Here is a 19911-nt window from a genome sequence, read left to right as displayed (position 1 = left end):
AGATCTGCATGAGGATTGTGCCCAGTGCGCAACGCAGAATTCATCTTGCGCAGTAGCTTACGAAAAAAATCAATTGGTCGTATCCTTAAGATTCGGGTGTGTGGGGGCGCATAGTGTTATTGTGCGACCCCGCACACCGATTGAATCGCTCGAAGAGGAAAAAGCGACAAAATGTTAAATCAAATACTCGCAAGCTACCGCGCTCCGCCAGACAGTTTCGATGAAATGCTGGATGCGTCTCATCATCCGCGTCCACATTGGCGCGCTTTGTTGGATGGTTTAGGAGCAGAAGCACCCTACATGATGCGCGAACGCATCGAAACGGTGCAAGAGCAGGTGCGCGAAAATGGTGTTACATACAACGTTTATACCGATTCCAAGGGTATCCAACGTCCCTGGGATCTAAATGTTTTACCTTTAATTCTGCCGCAGGATGAATGGAGCGGCATTGAAGCGGCCGTTATTCAACGTGCCACTCTGATGAATCAGCTGCTGGGCGACGTTTATGGCGACCAGAAAATGCTGGAAGAGGGCTTGTTGCCGCCAGAATTGATCCATGGTCATGCTGGCTTTTCTCGCCCTTGCCACGGCATGCAGCACCCCGACGGGGTCGCCTTGCATTTTTACGCGGTTGATCTTGCACGTGCGCCCAATGGCAACTGGTGGGTAGTGGCAGACCGCACACAAGCACCGTCCGGTGCCGGTTATGCACTGGAAAATCGCGCCATCATCGCGCGTACTTTTCCTGATTTGCTGCGTGACCTCAAGGTTCAACACCTGACTGAATTTTTTAATACCATGCGCGACAGTCTTGCGCATTGGGGGCGGCTATGCGCAAAAAATGGCAATGGCGGCAAAAATGGTCCGGCGTTGCGTAACAGTGAAGCACCGTTAATCGTACTGCTAACGCCTGGACCCTATAACGAAACCTATTACGAGCAAGCCTATCTGGCGCGTTATCTGGGTTTGCCGCTGGTCGAGGGCGGCGATCTTACCGTGCGTAACGGTGTCGTTTGGCTTAAAACCTTGTCCGGTATGCAGCGTGTGCACGTGATCATGCGTCGAGTTGATGATGATTTTTGCGATCCGCTTGAGTTACGGCCAGACTCCGGATTGGGTGTGGCGGGGTTAACCGAGGCGGCGCGGCGCGGCAATGTGCTGATTGCGAACAGCCTTGGATCAAGTTTGCTGGAGTCCGGTGCGCTACTCGGATTTTTGCCGGGATTATGTGAGCGCCTGCTCGGTGAATCATTAAAAATGCCGTCAGTGGCGACCTGGTGGTGTGGCGAACCAGCGGCTTTGGAGGAAGTGATTGAAAAAATGGATGAGCTGATTATCAAGCCAAGCTTTCCGCAGTCGCGCCAATTTCCAGTGTTTGGGCAAGACCTTAAAGGTGCCGAACGAATTGCTTTTATCGCAAAAATGCGTGCTAAACCACACGATTACGTGGCACAGGAAATGGTGCGATTATCGCAAGGTCCGGTGTGGAAATCGGAGGGACTGAGTGCTTGCGCCATTGGTCTTCGGGTTTATGCTTGCGCTACGCCGCAGGGTTATGTAGTCATGCCGGGTGGGTTGACGCGCGCGGCGACGGGAACGGATGCACGTATTATCACCATGCAACGTGGCGGCGGAAGCAAAGATACCTGGGTGCAAGGCAATGAGCAGATTGCAACACAAAGTCTATCCAGAAGAACGACTACCATTGATGATCTGGTACGCGATGATACGCACCTGTCGAGTCGCATGGCAGAAAATCTGTTTTGGTTTGGGCGCAACGCTGACCGCTGCGATAATGTCGCTCGCCTGTTGCGCGTTACGCTGAATATTTTGTTCAATGTTCGACCCGCCTATCGCGGCGCTGAATGGCCGACTGTGGAATCATTGTGTATTTATTTCCATCTGATTCCCATGAAAGAATCGGAGTCCGAGGCAGTTGCCATTGCGGCAGCAAGCCAAACAGCGGATTTGAATCATAGTCAAATGCAAACGCAGGTTCAAACGCAGGTTCAAATCCAGACGCAGAGCCAAAGCCAGATTCAAAGTCAACGTCAAAGCCAAATCCAAAGTGTAGTCAGTAAGCCAACAGCGATTTACAGCGATGCGCAAATTGAATCCACTTTATTACGTGCTGTCATATCACCAGATGTTCCCGGTCTGGCCCGACAGCAGCAACAACTGTATGGTATTGCCAGTCACTTGCGTGAGAGATTGTCGGTTGACAATTGGCGTGCCCTGAACCGGATGGTGCCGCGTGAGACCAGTGACGATCATAGGTTGTCTCAGGCGGAGGCGATGACCATTCTGGACGACGCAACAGCATCCTTGATGACTATGGCTGGCTTTGCCTTGGATGGTATGACGCGCGATCTTGGATGGCGTTTTCTGTCTCTTGGTCGTCGTCTCGAACGCTTGCAGTTTCAAAGCGTTATTTTGCAGCGCGCGCTGGAGATGGATGCAAACGGCAGTCTCGATTGGTTGCTTGAGTTGTCGGACAGTATTGTTACTTACCGCTCCCGTTATCGCGCACAACCAGAGTGGTTGCCGGTGCTTGATTTGTTGTTACTCGATGAGACCAATCCACGTTCCATTCTGTTTCAGCTTGAGGGCATCTTAAAAAGTCTGAGAAAAATTGCGGTCACTTACGGGCCTTGCGGTGCAGAGCGATTAATTCCGCTAAAAGACGAATTGTTGACGTTGGCACCGGAAACTGATTTGTATTGCGGCAATGCACATTTGATCGATTTATTACATCGTATGCAAGTCGCCAGCGAAGCCATGTCGGAACAAATCAGCGTAAAATTTTTTAGTTACACGGATAGCTATCAAGACAGGACGAAGAAATAATGAGCGATTCACCAGCGACTATCGCTCCCGGCGCTCCCGGCGCACGTTTTCGCGTCGTGCACGAAACGCGCTATACCTATCAAAGTCTGGTGACGCTGTCGCAGCAATACCTGCATTTGACGCCGCGCACGTTTCTATATCAGCACATTGAATCTCATAAGATCGATATTGAGCCACGGGAAGAAGATGTTTCCGAAGGCCGCGATTATTTTGGCAATATTACGCGTCATATTGCTATCACTGTGCCGCATAAAGTGCTGTCGGTGCGCGCTGAGTCGATTGTCGTACTGAAGCCGCGCTACCAACTCGCGCAGCTTCAGGGCACGCTTCCGTGGGAAAGTTTGCGCGATAGTGTCGGGCAAGATAAATCGGCTGCTGCGCTTGATGCATGTCGTTATTTGTTCTCATCGCCGCATGTTCAGTTCAGCACCGAGTTGGAGCAGTACGCGCGCGTTAGTTACACGGCGGGCAGAGCATTGCTCGATGCCGCATTGAATTTGACGCAGCGTATTTTTGATGACTTTGAATTCGACGATAAAGCCACTGAAATCTCTACGCCATTGGATGAGGTTCTAAAGGGGCGACGTGGTGTTTGTCAGGACTTTGCGCAATTGATGATCGGTTGCTTGAGAAGTATCGGCCTTCCCGCACGCTACGTCAGCGGTTACATACTCACGCATCCGCCTGCCGGACAGCCGCGCATGATCGGTGCAGACGCTTCCCATGCCTGGGTCTCGGTCTTCTGTTCGGATCTTGGATGGATAGATTTCGATCCGACGAATCGCTGTCTCGTACAGTCCGAGCATATTACCTTGGGTTGGGGCCGCGATTTTAGCGACGTCACACCGATGCGCGGCATCGTGCTCGGTGGCGGTGAGCAGACCTTGGATGTTGAGGTGACGGTCACGCCGTTATCCTGGGTGTAAACAGCTGTAATGAAGGTACTGGATTTGATGGGAAATGACGGTATTGGCGTCTTTTCGGCATAATACGAGATGCGTATACGATTTTTGTCCGATTTATACAAATAAATCGGATGCCCCCCGATTTTCCTTACTCTCAAAACAGGATACAACATGATGCAATATCGACGCCTAGGCAACAGCAACCTGAAGGTCTCCGCACTTTGTTTGGGAACCATGATGTTTGGTGACCAAACCGACATCGGCGAAGCAGAGCGGATTGTCGCTTCAGCCCGTGAGCATGGTGTTAATTTTATTGACACCGCTGATGTCTACACCAAAGGTGCTTCAGAAGAAATGGTCGGTAAGGTGCTAGCTGCCGATCGCCCTAACTGGGTGCTTGCCACCAAGCTCGGCAATCCGATGAGCAGCCAGCCCAATCAATCGCATTACTCACGTCACTGGATCATCAGTGAAGTCGAGAACAGCTTGAAGCGGTTATCGACCGACTATCTGGATATCCTTTATCTCCACCGCGATTATCACGAAGAAAATCTGGATGAAGCGGTTCGCACCCTTGGCGATTTGATTAGCCAGGGAAAGATTCGCGGATTCGGTCTCTCCAACTTTCGCGGATGGCGTATTGCCGAAGTAGTGCGCCTGTGCGAAAAAAACGGCATCCCAGGCCCTATCGTCTGCCAGCCGTATTACAACCTGCTCAATCGCATGCCTGAAGTTGAAATATTGCCAGCTTGTGCGCATTACGGACTAGGCGTTGTGCCTTATAGCCCGATTGCCCGCGGCGTATTGACCGGCAAATATTTGCCGGGGCAGACACCACCCGAAAACACGCGGGCAAGTCGCGGCGACAAGCGCATCATGGAAACTGAATTCAGAGAAGAGTCACTACAAATCGCACAGCGCCTCAAGCAACATAGCGACGAACTTGGTATTCAGTTGGGACAGTTTGCCACCGCCTGGGTACTGGCAAATCGGCATATCAGTTCGGTGATTGCCGGTCCCCGCACGCTAGCCCAAATGGACGATTATTACGCAGCGGTGGATGTCAAAATTTCGATGGATGATGAGGCTTTAGTCGATAGCCTGGTGCCGCCGGGCCATGCATCAACACCTGGCTATACCGATCCTGGTTATCCATTTTTTGGCCGTGTGGTTGTTGGCTGATTAACGTTTCAAAAGTGATGGAACGGCTACGGTATTTGCGGTTCCATCACCTCAATTTTGCTTTTTTTAGCTCCCTTTCTCATTTTCCTTTCTCGACCCCATTCTCATTCTCATTCTCATTCCTATTCCTATTCGATCCCTGATGGTTAGTTGTTCGGTAAAGCTGCGTGACAATTGTTTGATCGATGGATTGAGCTCTCATCACAACAGATCAGCTCATGGCATGATATATGCATATTTTTTGTTTCCTGAGATGGAAATATAAAATAAATGGAGATGAAATGAAGGTTTTACGCCTGTTTTTACTACTGACAATTCCCGCCTCGGTTGCTGCTCCGATCAGTGCTTACGCCAACGATTTTCCGACCACGGACCGGATGGAATATGTGCTTGAATGCATGAAAAATCATGCCGGAAAATACGAGTATTTATATAAATGTTCTTGTGCCATAGATAATGTTGCGCAGGCGGTTAAGTACGATGAATACGTCGAGATATCACTAGCGGCGCGACCGCAAATGGCGAGTGGAGCGCGCGGGTCGGAGTTTCGTGATCCGGAAATTGTTAAAACCATGGCAAAAAAATACAAGACAATTCAAGCAACTGCTAATCAGGCCTGTTTTGTTCAATAGCTGATGCGACCGCGTAAACACTATACGTGAGGCTGATCGTCGGCGATTCATAGACGATCGTCGCTCAATGATGGGCAACCATAAGCATGGACAATTTCTGATCGCCCACGATCTGATGGCAGACGACTAGTGCACTCTCGGTTTCGGCATTTTATAGTGGGCTGCGACCAAATTCATTACCGCCTGGCGAAATAGCGCTCGGGGGCAATTAACGGTGTCCGCCGCTGTTGTTTAAACACGACGATGTAGTTTCTTTGCTGGCATCTGCGCGAAACAAAAGACGATATTTGCCGCTGGTAAATCGTTAGGCGCAATTTTCCGGGCGTATTTGATAGATAGTTTCCCGCTACGTCTGCGAAGCAATCATCGCCGGGACCGGGTCTGTTCCACTACTCTTCACTTCACTCCAATTCATTTCAGCTCTATAAGCGATGCATGGCTTATACGTCTCCGCATTTTTTATTAGTTTCATTGGCAAATGCTTCGCCACTGTGTTTTAAACGCGGTATCGACAGTTCGGCCGACAGGGTATGACACGGAAGTGACGCAAACTGATTTTCCAACTGTTCATCAACCAGAACATGGTGCTCTGCAACATCGTTTGTTCTTTGTAGGCGTAACGCCGAGTTTGGAGCGAGCCGCCGTCGGATACGCCCGACGGAGTGACTTTTTTGCGGGTTGTTGGCACGTTCTATGCTGAGAGTAACTCGAAATTTGGAGAGAAATGCGTTTGGAAGTAGAAGTTTGATCCCTAACGAATCCTCCTATTTCATCGCCAGGCAGCACATTGGCAGCAAGTGGGTTCGTTGAAGTTTTACTTAAAAAAAATCAACAAGGAGATTACACATGGCATCCCGAAAGAGCTTAAAAAGCTGGTGGCAATGCGCCATTTTGCTCGCGGTACCGGTTTTTGCGTTCGCTAACTCAGATATTGAAGCGCTCACTAAAGATCCCAATAACTGGGCTATGCAGTCGGGTAATTTCGCCAATCAGCGTTATAGTGAATTGAAGCAGATCAATAAGAGCAACGCGAAGGATTTACAAGTCGCCTGGACCTTTTCTACCGGTGTTCTGCGTGGGCACGAAGGTGGTCCGTTGGTGGTCGGTGACACGATGTATGTCCATAGTCCGTTTCCTAATAAAGTGTTCGCACTGAATCTCGGCGACCAGACGATTAAGTGGAAATATGAGCCAAAGCAAGATGCCAGCGTCATTCCTGTAATGTGCTGCGACACGGTTAATCGTGGTGTTGCATACGCTGACGGCAAGGTGTTTTTGCAACAGGCTGACACCACCTTGGTAGCGCTTGACGCCAAGACTGGTAAAGAACTCTGGAAGGTCAAGGTAGGCAATCCAAAGATTGGTGAGACGACGACAAATGCACCGCATATTTTCAAGGATAAAGTGATCACCGGCATCAGCGGCGGCGAATTTGGTGTACGAGGCCGTTTGGCTGCCTTTGATATCAACACCGGCAAAGAAGTCTGGAAAGCGTATAGCACAGGTCCGGATGATGAAATGTTGATGGACCCTGCGAAGACTATGACCTGGACCGATGGCAAGATGGCGCCAGTGGGCAAGGATTCGTCGCTAAAAAGCTGGAAAGGTGATCAATGGAAACTCGGCGGTGGCACAACATGGGGATGGTATAGCTATGATCCAGCCCTAAATCTTGTCTACTACGGCAGCGGCAATCCAAGTACCTGGAATCCAAGCCAGCGTCCCGGCGACAACAAATGGTCTATGACGATTTTTGCACGCGATCTGGATACTGGTAAAGCGAAGTGGGTGTTCCAAATGACGCCGCATGATGAGTGGGACTATGACGGTGTCAATGAAATGATTCTGGCTAACATCAAAGTCAAGGGTCAGGACCGCAAGACGCTGGTGCACATGGATCGTAATGGCTTCGCTTACACGATGGATCGCTCTACGGGTGAATTGCTCGTCGCGCAAAAATATGATCCAACGGTTAACTGGGCCACAGGTGTTGATATGAAAACAGGCCGTCCAATTCTTGATGCTAAATACAGCACCGATAAGCAAGGACCTGACGTCAATATCAAAGGCATTTGCCCTACAGCGCTCGGTACTAAAGATCAGCAACCGGCTTCATTCTCACCTAAAACCGGTTTGTTCTATGTACCAACTAACCATGTGTGTATGGACTACGAACCGTTTGCAGTCGACTACACAGCTGGTCAACCGTATGTTGGTGCAACGCTTTCGATGTATCCGGCTGAGAAGGATAAGGGCAATGGTCACATGGGCAATTTCATCGCCTGGGATGCCGGTACGGGCAAAATTGTCTGGTCCAAGCCTGAGAAATTTTCGGTATGGAGCGGTGCCTTATCAACTGCTGGTGATGTGATTTTCTACGGCACATTAGAAGGCTATTTGAAAGCGGTCGATACCAACGGTAAGGAACTATGGAAGTTCAAAACGCCTTCCGGCATTATCGGCAACGTGCATACCTGGACTTATAAAGGCAAGCAGTTCGTCGGCGTGTTGTCCGGCATCGGCGGTTGGGCTGGTATTGGTCTGGCTGCAGGTCTTGAGAAAGACACTGAAGGTCTGGGCGCAGTGGGCGGCTATAGAGATCTGGCCAAATACACTGAATTGGGTGGTGTCTTGACAGTGTTTGCCGTACCTGGCGTTTGATTACCGTAGCATCGTTCTATTGACAAATCTGGACATTGGTACTGACATTCAGGCATGCCGGAATGTCAGTACAGTGCCAGGATAATTCCCGTTTAGAAAGACTTTAATGACTATACGCACCATACAAGTAGCGCTTCATTCAGCCTTCTATGCAGCTTCTCATGCAGTGGTTCAGGTAACCATTGTCGGCGTGGTACTGGCCGGTGCAGTTGGCACCGCAAGCGCAGCCGATGCGCCTCCTTATACAGTGGTAAATGGCAATCAAGTCGATAGTAATACTCTCAAAGGCTGGCATACATGGAGAGCGATGGCATGTGAACGTTGCCATGGCGCCAATCAACAAGGTCTGGTCGGCCCGGCGCTGGTGGATAGCCTTAAAACCATGACTAAGGAAGACTTCAAAACCACGGTGCTGCTTGGCCGAATGGAAAAAGGCATGCCCAACTTCAATGGCAGTAAACAAGTTGTCGATAATATCGATAATCTTTACGCATTCCTCAAAGGGCGTTCCGACGGTGCTATTAATACAGGTAGCTTGAAGGAAATTCCAAAGTGAAAAACCCCCAAGGTTCAGGTCTAGCAGACCAGATATCTGTGATCGGTCGTCCCGCCAAATTCTGGCGCTTGGGTGCGGTCGGCGCTCTTTTGGTAACGGCTTTTGCCGTGATTCCGGCGCATGCCGCCGATCCGGAGCCGGAGCAAGATAAAGTGTTGCGGGTCTGTCAGGACCCGAACAACATGCCTTTTTCTAACCGCGATTTGAAGGGGTTCGAGAACAAGATTGCGGAACTTTTCGCGAAGGACTTAGGCTGGAAAATTGAATACACGTGGTATCCGCAGCGGATGGGCTACATACGTAATACGTTGAAAAAGAAGGTGCCGGATTCGGATAAATTTGAGTGTGATCTGGTGACCGGGGTCGCCGTTGGTTTTGACATGGGGGCAACCACGCAGGCTTATTATCACTCGACTTATGCGATGGCCTACGTTAAGGGCAAGGGATTTGATGACATCAAGTCGCCGGATGACTTACTGAAGCTCGACCCGACTAAACTCAAATCGCTGAAGTTAGGCGTTTTCGGGCGTTCACCGGTGGTGGACTGGTTGCTCAAAAATGGGCTAGCGGATCAGATGGTGTCTTATCAGACCCAAACCGGCGATCCAGATCAATATCCTGGAGAGATCGTGGAAAAAGATTTGGCAAGCGGCAAGATTGATGTTGCTTTTGTTTGGGGACCCATTGCCGGTTATTTTGCGAAAAAATCGCTCGTACCGATCGTAGCAGTGCCACTGAAATCGCAACCGAATTTGCGGATGGACTTCAGTATTGCCATGGGGACGCGTTATGGTGAAAAGGAATTCAAGGACCGTATCGATCAATTAATTATTAAAGATCAGAAACAAATTACAGCGATTCTTGAGCAGTATGGCGTGCCGTTACTTGATACGCAGGGTAATTTATTGATGACGGTGAAATAACCGCTATTGATTCTCTGATTCATATGTGCTGGCGTGTGGATATGAAGATGAATGAATCAGCAGGCGGGCTGTTTATGTTACGTGCGCTCCGATCAGCGTTAATTGTTAAGGACTCACAGATGCAAATTTTTTTCGGACATCGGCTTAGCGCAATCCGAGAACTGATGTGCGTGGCCTTTTTTGTCCCCACAGTCCTTGTAATGTCAATGTCAGTGTCATTGGCCGCACCTGCAGAAACCGCGGCAACATCGAGGCCCTCAGCGCCGGTGCAAGAGATTTCTCCTGCTGAGGTAATGCTGTTCCAAACCGATCATTTAAAAAATATACGCATGCCCGTCGACCTCACTTATGCCTACAGGAAAGTGAATGAAAGCGGATCTGCTGTGGATGATCAGATTCACGTGGATGTGACCAAAATCAATCCCGATGGATCGTCGACAGTATCGCTGCGGTTCTTAACCGGAACCCGGAAACTGGAAATTCCGAAGGTGGAAAATTCAAGAGGAAATCCTTTATTACTGGGTTTTTTAGAATCGGATATCGGCCAGATGAAACAAGAGACTGGCGGTTCGACAAACTATTTCCGTAAGCGGATTCGAATGGCGCTGGCAGATACCGCACAAGTTCGCCCGATCACGTTTATGTACCACGGAAAAAAATTGGATGGCCAGGAGATTAGTGTTCAGCCGTACCGCAACGATCCCATGCATGCGCGCTTTGAAAAGTACGTCAACAAGCGTTATGTATTTATATTAAGTAGCCAGATCGCAGGTGGCGTGTATCAGATAGGATCGTCTTTGTCGGGGGTTCTGACTGATGTATCGACCCAGCGAAAAGTCGGCCAAATGGAGGAATCCATAACCTTGGTTAAGGAAGAAAAAAGTAAACGTTAAATCTTTTAACGCGTTTTTGATCGATCTACAATCGATTACAAACAAGATATCTTTGAATGGCCGCGCATGGACCAGCCCTCTACAATTAAAAAAACGGTGTCCCCATGAAAGTTTTTTTGTTTGACTATGCGTCAGGCGGTGGCCTCGCGCACCGCGCTCTGGAACATACTCACATGCATCAGAGCGAGATAATAGTGCGCGCTTTGATGACTGATCTTTCCACACTTCCTGGCATCAACGTCACCACTACCTTGGATGCCCGTTTACTGGAAATCGATCTGGCGCAGTCCGCCAACGTCATTCCTATATCAGGACAGGTCGAATCGCATTTCAACGATTGTGTAGAAGACGCTGATGCCGTATGGCTGATTGCGCCGGAAGCCGACGATATATTGGAAACCCTGTCGCGTTCAGTGTTGTCGCATAATCGTATTTTATTGGGGTGCACGCCGGAAGCTGTTCATGTGTCCGCCAGCAAGTTACGTACTGTCCAGATATTGGCCGAAGCAGGTATTCGAACCGTTGATACTTATACGATAAGCGATGATTTTCCGACGCAGATCGTGCCTTCGGCCTGGGTAGTTAAGCCTGACAAAGGCGCTGGTTGCCGAAATAGCCGGATATTAAGCTCGCCTCTCAAGGCGCTCGCATGGATCAGAGAAAATAGCGAGGATGACTTTATCATGCAACCCTTCATTTCTGGACAACCGTGCAGTCTTTCGTTGATTTGCTGCAACGGCGTAGCGCGGGTGTTAAGTTACAACAAGCAGCGAATCGCCGTACGAGATAACCAATTGTATTTTCTTGGTAGCACGATCAATAGTTTCACGGATATTAGCGGAGAGTTGGACCGATTAGCGCAAAGGATTGCGGCTGCTATTCCCGGTTTGTGGGGCTTTGTCGGTGTTGATTTTATTCTCACGGATACGGGGCCGATAGTGCTTGAGGTGAATCCCCAAATGACTACCTCATGTGCCGGATTGCATGCATCAATTGGTTGTAATCCGGTGGCACTTATTCTTGATTTATTGAACGAAACTGGGGCGGAGTCGTTATTAAGGACGACGCTTAAAGCGGATGCCGTGAGTATTGATGTCGCTGCATTCGATGTTCACTAGTTCTATACTATTCTCAAGGCAGATTTGCTCTGTTTAAAAAAATAGCCGGTTGCGTTAAAGCGCATCCGACTACATTTTGATGATCATAAGTCTTGGTGTGGAGTGTTTATAGCGATATTTTGTCCAAATCCTTGACGTCCAGTCGACGCATTTTTCGATACAGGGTATTACGGCTCATCTTGAGTTGTTTTGCCAATGTGGTGATGTTCCAGTTATGTTGTTCCAACTCCTGGATAAGTGCATCTCTTTCCGCATTCTCCAAGGGGTTGCGGACGACTTCCAATCTCATCGCGCAATCACAAGCAAAGTCGCAATCGCAGCCTGGAACACGCAGCGGTCCCGTGTAAAATCCCGCTGGCAGGTCGCAGATGGAAAGCACGTCGCTTTCACGCAAGGCAATCATCGTGCGTAAAAGGTGGCGCATTTGGCGAATATTTCCCGGCCAGCGATGGTGATCAAATACCGACAAAAGTGCGTCATCTATTTCGACATTGTCGTCGCCACCACCTTCTTTAACCAAAAGATGTTTGATTAACGCATGTCGGTCAGTGCGTTCGCGCAGCGGTGGAAGCGTAATGGTCAAGCCAAGCAGTCGATAATATAAATCTTCACGGAAAAGATTCTGGGCAATTTTTTCCTGAAGATCACAATGCGTAGCGCTGATCAGCCGGATATCTAATTTGATGGGTTTGTCCGCGCCGAGCGGCATGACTTCTCGCTCTTCTAAAACGCGCAGCAACCGCGCTTGAAGGGACATCGGCATGTCGCCGATTTCATCGAGAAAAAGTGTTCCGCCATTCGCCTGAAAAATCTTGCCGCGTTGACCGTCTTTGCTCGCACCTGTAAATGCGCCGGATTTATAGCCGAACAATTCACTTTCTATCAAGGACTCTGGAATCGACGCACAGTTAATAGCAACAAAAGGTTGCTGTGCCCGACTGCCTGACAGATGGGCGGCCTTGGCGTACATTTCCTTACCGGTTCCGGTTTCACCGCACAGTATCACGCCCACATCGCGCTCCAGGACGCGTTTGGTGGCCTGAACGTTGGTGGCCATCACCTGGTCGCCAAAATGCAGCTCATCGAGCGCACAGCGGGCGCTGGAAGCCTCTTTGCATGCGTCGCGCTTTAGGGTCGCCATGCGCGATGCGCCATGCGTCGGTTCCGGTGGATAGATCACCGCGAAATAACGTGCGCCGCTGCGAACTTCAAAAATAGGTGTCGGGTGGAATGCTTTTTTCAGGCTGCTGTCCAGCAATCCCGATAACGACACATTAAACAATTCCGTAATATTGCGGCCGTAGATATCGGCAGGCGAGCGAACGCCAAGCTGGAATTGCGCACAGCGGGTCGCGGCCAAAATAGTGCCCGCGCCATCGAATGCAATAGCGCCTTCGCTTAATGTGCCGACGAATTCAGGCCGGTTATGAAAGCGTACGATGTATTCTTTATTGAACTGTTGCAGGAATACACGATTTTCAATCATCTGCACGGACATGTTGACCAGCGCCAACGTGTGTTGTTGCGCCAATCGCGATTCGCCCGAAGCATCCAGTACCGCCAGCACATCGCCTTGATGATTACAAATAGGCGCAGCGGCGCAACTGATACCGATGTTCCGCACCAGATAGTGTTCGTTTTGATGCACGATAATGGGTTTTTTTCGACCAGACACGTCCCCATGCCGTTGGTACCTTGCAAGCGTTCGCTCCATACTGCGCCTTGCATGAGGCCAGTTTTAGACGCCGCATGGGTGAAGCTCGGATCACCAAAATAATTGAGCAGTACGCCATCGCAATCCATCAGCATGATCGCGTAGCCAGATCCCGCTAACTGCTGATAGAGGTTCGCCATTTCTATTTTTGCGACTTGCTGAACATCAGCTAAGCGTGCCTGTCGCTCCTGCAATTCAACATTGCCGATGACGACAGGTTCGTCGCAGTTATCCGGGTCCAGACTGTATTCGTTCAGACATCGTATCCACGAATTAACGATCGGATCTCCGATCATATGGCCATCCGGTTGCATGCCTCTTTGGACAACCGAACGCACGTGTTTAACGTGGCTTGCGGTAACTACTGTCATGCTGTCTCCTATTACAAACATCTGATGACGGCTTCGGAATTCTTTCCGTCAGATGCCTATTTTTTTTGTGGACTGTTTTTTGCTTATGTCGGGTATAACGAACCCGTATGTGTCATCGCAATTTTTTATTTGTCACTGAATACTACCCTAACTACGGGGTAAGCAGGGGCGAAGTGTTTTTAAGTTGTAAGACTGGGATGTGCAAATTACGGAGCAGTGCGGGGATTTATTGATGCAGAAGCGTAGCAATTAGTATCAAGGTGCATACAATGGTGAGGACGTCTTGCGCAGTCAGAAGACGTCTTGCCACTGAATGTGGATTGCGCGTAGCGATTTAATATTGTCGTATAGTCGTTACCGCGTTGAATTGCCTGCAGTATGGAGTAAAACCAACTGCTGGAAAGGATGGGACGCAAATGCGGACGGAATTGCGGCATTTTCAGCCAACATTTAGCCGATTTCCATTTGTCTCCTTTTGCGGACAGCAGAATACGTCTATTGAATATATTGGAGCCACCTGATGAAAACGAAAGCCGCAGTCGCATGGAAAGCCGGAGCGCCGCTCACGATTGAAGAAGTTGATCTGGCTGGACCGCGAGAGGGTGAAGTACTGGTCGAAATTAAGGCCACCGGAATTTGCCATACTGACTATTACACCCTCTCAGGCGCAGACCCTGAAGGAATTTTCCCGTCCATTTTAGGCCATGAAGGTGCAGGAATTGTGGTGGATGTCGGCCCCGGTGTTACGTCGGTAAAGAAGGATGATCACGTTATCCCTCTATACACCCCGGAATGTCGTCAATGCAAATTTTGTTTATCACGGAAGACGAACCTGTGTCAGGCGATTCGCTCGACCCAAGGTCGTGGTTTGATGCCGGATGCGACATCACGTTTTTCGATGGATGGAAAACCGCTTTTCCACTACATGGGAACCTCGACTTTCTCCAACTACATCGTCGTACCAGAAATCGCATTGGCAAAAATCCGTGAAGATGCGCCATTCGATAAAGCATGCTACATCGGCTGCGGTGTGACAACCGGTGTCGGCGCGGTGGTTTTCTCAGCTAAAGTCGAAGCGGGCGCAAACGTGGTCGTGTTCGGACTTGGCGGTATTGGGCTGAACGTGATTCAGGGTGCCAAGATGGTCGGTGCTGACAAAATTATCGGGGTCGATATCAATCCGGGTCGCATAGAAATGGCGCGTAAGTTTGGTATGACCCATTTCGTGAATCCGAAAGAAGTCGCCAACGTGGTTGATCATATTATCCAATTAACCGATGGCGGCGCGGATTACTCCTTTGAGTGCATCGGCAACACGACCACTATGCGGCAAGCGCTGGAATGTTGTCACAAGGGATGGGGGCAGTCATACATCATCGGCGTTGCAGCAGCAGGGCAAGAAATCAGCACGCGTCCGTTCCAACTGGTTACCGGACGGGAATGGAAAGGTTCCGCTTTTGGTGGTGCACGCGGACGTACAGATGTACCGAAAATCGTTGACTGGTATATGGAAGGCAAACTCAACATTGATGATTTGATCACGCATACCTTGCCGCTTGAGCGGATTAATGAGGGCTTCGATCTGATGAAAAGCGGTGAATCGATTCGATCCGTTGTGTTGTATTGATCGTGGCGAAAGAAGCGCAAATGCCTACTTCAACACTTGAGATCGTCAGCGAACACGCCTGTTTTGGCGGGGTGCAACGGTTCTATAGCCATCACTCTAAAGAAATCGGTTTGTCTATGCGGTTCTCAGTATTCCTGCCGCCACAGGCGCGTGACGGCAAGGTTCCCGCCTTGATGTATTTAGCGGGCCTGACATGCACTGAAGAAACTTTCATGACCAAGGGCGGTGCGCAGCGGGTGGCGGCAGAAAAGGGTTTGATGCTGATTGCGCCGGATACCAGTCCGCGTGGCGCCAATTTTCCGGGTGAGGCAGAAAGCTGGGACTTCGGTCTCGGCGCGGGGTTTTATGTGGATGCTACAGAAACGCCGTGGAAGCAGCACTATCGGATGTACAGCTACGTGCTGGAACTGCTTGAATTGATCAAGGAGAACCTTCCGGTGCAGCCTTCCAGTATTGGTATTACTGGTCACTCAATGGGCGGCCATGGCGCGCTGGTGTTGGCGCTGCGCAATCCCACATTGTTCAAATCGGTATCGGCATTCGCACCGATTTGCGCACCGATACAGTGTCCATGGGGCGTGAAGGCATTCTCAGGATATCTCGGAAGCGATCAACATACCTGGCGGCAATACGACGCCAGCCTATTGATGGAACAACAGACCGCGCCGTTTCCTGGCGGAATTTTAATAGATCAAGGGTTGAACGATAAGTTTTTGCCGAGCCAACTGTTTCCCGAAGCATTTGAAGCAGCGTGCGAAAAGGCGCGCCAGCCTTTGGAGCTGCGCAGGCAAGCTGGCTACGATCACGGCTATTACTTTATTTCGACATTCGTCGAGGACCATCTGCGATTTCACCACCGACAACTAAATGGAGCCGCCCGGTAAACGGCAAAACGATATCCATCCCATTTATTAACAAGCTGTTCACAACCATAAAATCCACTAGGAGAAGCTTCATGAATACTTCAGTCAAGATCCATCCAGCCGTAGATAACGGACTTAAGCCAGCTGCAGCTGGTTTCGATGGTGGCACCATTTCTTGCGCCTGTTCGAGCAACAAGGTGGAAGTTGCCCTTAAAGGTCAGGTTGCGCATAATCATGTGTGCGGTTGTTCGAAGTGCTGGAAGCCGGACGGTGCACTGTTTGCACAAATTGCGGTCATCTCCCGCGACAATGTAAGCGTCACAGCAAATGGCGACAAACTAGCCGTTGTCGATGCAAGTGCTGCTATTCAGCGGCATGCTTGTAAAGAGTGCGGCGTGCACATGTACGGTCGCATTGAAAATACGGGACATCCGTTCCATGGCCTGGATTTTGTTCACACCGAGCGCTCGACAGCAAGCGGATGGGCACCACCGGAATTTGCGGCATTTGTGTCGTCGATTATCGAAGCCGGCGCTAAGCCAGAGACAATGGGTGCGGTCAGAGCCAGATTGGTTGAACTAGGCTTGCCTCCTTATGATTGCCTGTCACCGCCATTGATGGATGCTATCGCCACGCATACCGCCAAAGCTAAAGGTTTGCTGCAATAATCTTGATTGCTGCAGGCGCGTCCTGCTGCGGCAGCATCCTGGGTTTGCATCACCATGCGCGGTTGTGCGGGTGATGCATTACCAGCATGGTGAAATAGTGCTCGGCTGAGTTGCTTGGTTAAGTTGGTTTGAGTTAAGTTAAGCAAACCGAGCGGCCTCTCACTATCTGAATCTATACCGTAGTTGAAAAGCGTTCGCGATAGACTTTTGGTGTCACGCCGATTTTTTTCTGAAAGACGCGGCGCATTTTTTCTTCTGTACGAAAGCCGGTCTTCAGCACGATTTGCTTTAATGCAGATGTGTTTTCTTCCAGCATTCTTCGTGCCACTTCAAAGCGTGCACTTTCTATAAACTCTGCCGGACTTTCTGCCGTCTCACGCTGAAATACACGCGCAAAATTGCGTTCGCTCATGGCTATTCTCGCTGCCAGTTTAGGAATACTCAGATCGTCATCAAGATGCAACATAATCCAGCTTTGTAACTCGCGGATCGTTGGATGGGTTGTCATCTGGCTCGAAAGATGCACGCTAAACTGTGACTGACCGCCCGGTCTTTTTAAGTAGATCACCAGATCACGTGCGACTTCGAGCGCAATCTCACGGCCAAAATCTTCTTCCACGATGGCTAATGCCAGATCCATTCCTGCGGTCACGCCAGCGGAAGTCCAGATATTTCCCTCTCGAATAAATATCGCATCTGCATCGACTTTTATAGCCGGATATTTTTTGCCCAATCGTTCCGAAAAGCGCCAATGCGTGGTGGCACGTCGACCATCTAGCGCGCCGCCTTCAGCCAGGAAAAAGCTGCCCGTACATAATGCCGCCAAGCGCTGAATTTTTGGTGCAGCATTGGCCACCCATTCGACAATCTCCGGCGAATCCTGCAACGATTTTTCGATATCAGGCGCACCAACGATGATGGCAAGATCCGGCAATGCAAGCGTGCTGATGGCTTTTGTCGCCTCGAGCGACATGAGCGTGTCGGACACGATCATGCCGATTTTGGTCGACGCAATCGCGACTTCATATCCCCCCGACAATTGACGTTGACGCAGGCAAGTATTGGTATAGTCAAAAACCTTCAAAGGCCCAATGGCTTCGAGCGCTTTAAAACCGGGATAAATAATAATGTCGACGGTGCGTGTTTTGGAAATCGGTACGTCATTGCGCATAATTGGTGGTTTATTCAAAACAGCCTTGACTGGGACGGTCTTGCAAAAGTCCTAAGAGTTGATGTGTTGTGACGGCCTCGCTATTTTAGCGGGTATTGGCGACCATGTAATGGTCGGGCTGGACGCGGGGAGAGCGAAGGGGCGACTCCACCTTTTGAGCATCGTGCTCATGCGAAGGCATCGGAAACGATGTTCAGCGTCGGACGATGGCGGCTGTAATCTGCGCACTCGTTTGGGCGGCAAATTCCTCGGCTATCAGGCCGAGGTGGTCATGTTATTTTTCGATTGTCAGGGCGTTGGGCGCTTTGCCGCTTGGCGTGCCATTGGCAAAGCGTAGCGAATTGGCGTCGGTACGAAACAGGATCGGTTGCGTTGTATGTTGCGGTGCGCCGATCTTTTGGTTAGGTTGCGCGTGCAGGACGATTTTTTGTAAGTCGCCATGATGCGGGGATTTGCTACACACGGGATCTGCATTGGTCGCATCGCCAGTCAGGGCCAATGCCTGGCAGCGGCAACCACCGAAGTCTTTCTTTTTATCCGGGCAACTTTGGCATGGCTCTTTCATCCATGCGTCGCCACGATAGCGGTTGAACGCATCGCTGTGATGCCAGATGTCATGCACGCTGTCTTGCAGCACGTTAGGGAAATCAAAACCCGGCAATGATTTTGCGGCATGGCAAGGCAATGCCGTGCCATCGGCGGCTACAGCCAAAAATACGGATCCCCAACCATTCATGCACGCCTTCGGGCGCTCTTCAAAGTAATCGGGCACCACGAACAAAATACGCAGCTTATTGCCAATCTTGGCGCGATAGGCATTGACCGTTGCCTCGGCGCGCTCGAGTTGTTCGCGCGATGGCAGCAAATGGGCGCGATTAACTAAACCCCAACCGTAATACTGGGTGTTGGCCAGTTCAAGATATTCAACATCCATCTCGATCGCCATCTCGATAATACGGTCGACATGATCCAGATTATAGCGGTGCAATACGACGTTGAGCACCATCGGATAATCGTATTGCTTGATCAGTTTTGCGACCTTTGATTTTAGATCAAAAGTCTTGGTACTGGTCAGGAAATCGTTCATTTCCTTGGTCGAATCCTGAAACGACAACTGGATATGGTCCAGTCCCAACTCCTTCATGCGGGCAATACGCGGCTCCGTCAAACCGACTCCGGAAGTAATCAGATTGGTGTAAAAGCCTAGCCGACGACCTTCTCCAATCAGTTCTTCCAGATCGTCCCGCAGCAATGGTTCGCCACCCGAAAATCCCAATTGTGCCGCGCCTAATTTACGCGCCTGACGCATGACGTCGAACCATTGTTCGGTTGTCAGCTCATTGCGATTTTCTGCGTAATTCAACGGGTTGTAACAAAACACGCAGTGCAGCGGACAGCGATAGGTGAGTTCTGCCAGCAACCATAAGGGCGGCGTTACGACGATATTTTCGACCTGCTGAACTGGTTCGGTTTGCTGCGTTAATTCGGTCATGTTGATCACCTTATCCAGCCTTGTGCATCAGCTGTATGTAAAAAGCTTTCTACATCGGCAAGCAGATTTTGCATGCCGAAAGTTGTCTCCAGATCGCTGACAATAGCGGCACAATCACGCTCACCATCGCACCGCTTCAATATTTCGGCAGCGCTTTGATTCAGCTTCACCATGCCTTCCGGGTACAACAACACATAGTTGTTCTGCGCCTCTTCCCATTGCAATCGAAACAGTTTGGATAACTTTGGCTTCTCGGGAAAAGTGTTCATAGTGATATCAATGGTGATG

At 50.0% G+C, this 19911-nt stretch carries 16 protein-coding genes and 1 pseudogene; 12 read left to right on the top strand and 5 right to left on the bottom strand.

The window, feature by feature from the left end; translation table 11 throughout:
• Positions 1-171 precede the first annotated feature (171 nt).
• From RGU75_RS05610 to RGU75_RS05570, 9 genes are all read left to right on the top strand, one after another.
• Positions 172-2847, top strand: a complete 2676-nt coding sequence (locus tag RGU75_RS05610) for a circularly permuted type 2 ATP-grasp protein (RefSeq protein ID WP_322233790.1) — start codon at positions 172-174, stop codon at positions 2845-2847.
• Positions 2847-3773, top strand: coding sequence for a transglutaminase family protein (locus RGU75_RS05605; RefSeq protein ID WP_322233786.1), 927 nt, complete (start codon positions 2847-2849; stop codon positions 3771-3773). The genes RGU75_RS05610 and RGU75_RS05605 overlap by 1 nt, the downstream gene beginning before the upstream one ends.
• Before the next feature lie 153 nt (positions 3774-3926).
• Complete coding sequence (locus tag RGU75_RS05600; RefSeq protein WP_322240283.1) at positions 3927-4934, top strand: aldo/keto reductase; 1008 nt, start codon at positions 3927-3929, stop codon at positions 4932-4934.
• A gap of 230 nt (positions 4935-5164) precedes the next feature.
• Complete coding sequence (locus tag RGU75_RS05595; protein ID WP_322233782.1) at positions 5165-5566, top strand: hypothetical protein; 402 nt, start codon at positions 5165-5167, stop codon at positions 5564-5566.
• A gap of 846 nt (positions 5567-6412) precedes the next feature.
• A complete protein-coding gene (locus RGU75_RS05590; RefSeq protein WP_322233780.1) occupies positions 6413-8227 on the top strand; it encodes a methanol/ethanol family PQQ-dependent dehydrogenase in 1815 nt (604 codons plus the stop codon).
• Positions 8228-8333: 106 nt separating this feature from the next.
• Positions 8334-8783 (top strand): cytochrome c, encoded by a 450-nt coding sequence (locus tag RGU75_RS05585; RefSeq protein ID WP_322233778.1) that lies wholly within the window; start codon positions 8334-8336, stop codon positions 8781-8783.
• Entirely contained in the window at positions 8780-9706 is a 927-nt protein-coding gene (locus tag RGU75_RS05580) for a substrate-binding domain-containing protein (protein ID WP_322233775.1), read from the top strand. Before RGU75_RS05585 ends, RGU75_RS05580 begins: the two co-directional genes overlap by 4 nt.
• Positions 9707-9753: 47 nt before the next feature.
• Complete coding sequence (locus RGU75_RS05575; RefSeq protein WP_322233772.1) at positions 9754-10599, top strand: hypothetical protein; 846 nt, start codon at positions 9754-9756, stop codon at positions 10597-10599.
• Positions 10600-10703: 104 nt separating this feature from the next.
• Positions 10704-11717 carry an ATP-grasp domain-containing protein gene (locus RGU75_RS05570; protein ID WP_322233768.1) on the top strand — a complete coding sequence of 338 codons (1014 nt, stop codon included), beginning with the start codon at positions 10704-10706 and terminating at the stop codon, positions 11715-11717.
• Positions 11718-11823: 106 nt separating this feature from the next.
• Here RGU75_RS05570 and RGU75_RS05565 read toward each other — a convergent pair whose 3' ends face one another.
• Both RGU75_RS05565 and RGU75_RS23940 read right to left on the bottom strand, forming a co-directional pair.
• Positions 11824-13248, bottom strand: coding sequence for a sigma-54-dependent Fis family transcriptional regulator (locus RGU75_RS05565; protein WP_322233766.1), 1425 nt, complete (start codon positions 13246-13248; stop codon positions 11824-11826).
• Positions 13249-13251: 3 nt separating this feature from the next.
• A pseudogene (locus tag RGU75_RS23940) lies at positions 13252-13431 on the bottom strand (GAF domain-containing protein); the annotation flags it as partial.
• A gap of 891 nt (positions 13432-14322) precedes the next feature.
• Here RGU75_RS23940 and RGU75_RS05555 point away from each other — a divergent pair.
• The 3 genes from RGU75_RS05555 (at position 14323) to gfa (ending at position 16960) form a co-directional block, all read left to right on the top strand.
• A complete protein-coding gene (locus tag RGU75_RS05555) occupies positions 14323-15429 on the top strand; it encodes an S-(hydroxymethyl)glutathione dehydrogenase/class III alcohol dehydrogenase (protein ID WP_322233762.1) in 1107 nt (368 codons plus the stop codon).
• A gap of 20 nt (positions 15430-15449) precedes the next feature.
• A complete protein-coding gene (gene fghA / locus RGU75_RS05550) occupies positions 15450-16313 on the top strand; it encodes an S-formylglutathione hydrolase (RefSeq protein ID WP_322233760.1) in 864 nt (287 codons plus the stop codon).
• A 71-nt stretch (positions 16314-16384) separates the two neighbouring features.
• Complete coding sequence (gene gfa, locus RGU75_RS05545) at positions 16385-16960, top strand: S-(hydroxymethyl)glutathione synthase (RefSeq protein WP_322233758.1); 576 nt, start codon at positions 16385-16387, stop codon at positions 16958-16960.
• Between the two features lie 172 nt (positions 16961-17132).
• Here the strand turns inward: gfa and RGU75_RS05540 are convergent, their stop codons facing one another.
• The 3 genes from RGU75_RS05540 to pqqD all read right to left on the bottom strand — a co-directional run bounded on the left by RGU75_RS05540 (position 17133) and on the right by pqqD (position 19892).
• Positions 17133-18131 (bottom strand): GlxA family transcriptional regulator, encoded by a 999-nt coding sequence (locus RGU75_RS05540; RefSeq protein WP_322240281.1) that lies wholly within the window; start codon positions 18129-18131, stop codon positions 17133-17135.
• Positions 18132-18405: 274 nt separating this feature from the next.
• Positions 18406-19623 (bottom strand): pyrroloquinoline quinone biosynthesis protein PqqE, encoded by a 1218-nt coding sequence (gene pqqE / locus RGU75_RS05535; protein ID WP_322233756.1) that lies wholly within the window; start codon positions 19621-19623, stop codon positions 18406-18408.
• Between the two features lie 5 nt (positions 19624-19628).
• Positions 19629-19892: a pyrroloquinoline quinone biosynthesis peptide chaperone PqqD gene (pqqD, locus tag RGU75_RS05530; protein ID WP_322233754.1), complete on the bottom strand. Its 264-nt coding sequence runs from the start codon at positions 19890-19892 to the stop codon at positions 19629-19631.
• Positions 19893-19911 lie beyond the last annotated feature (19 nt).

The sequence above is a fragment of the Glaciimonas sp. CA11.2 genome, assembly GCF_034314045.1.
Taxonomy (GTDB): Bacteria; Pseudomonadota; Gammaproteobacteria; order Burkholderiales; family Burkholderiaceae_D; genus Glaciimonas.
The sequence above is the reverse complement of the archived record's forward strand: the minus strand, read 5'-3'. Positions and strand labels throughout refer to the sequence as shown.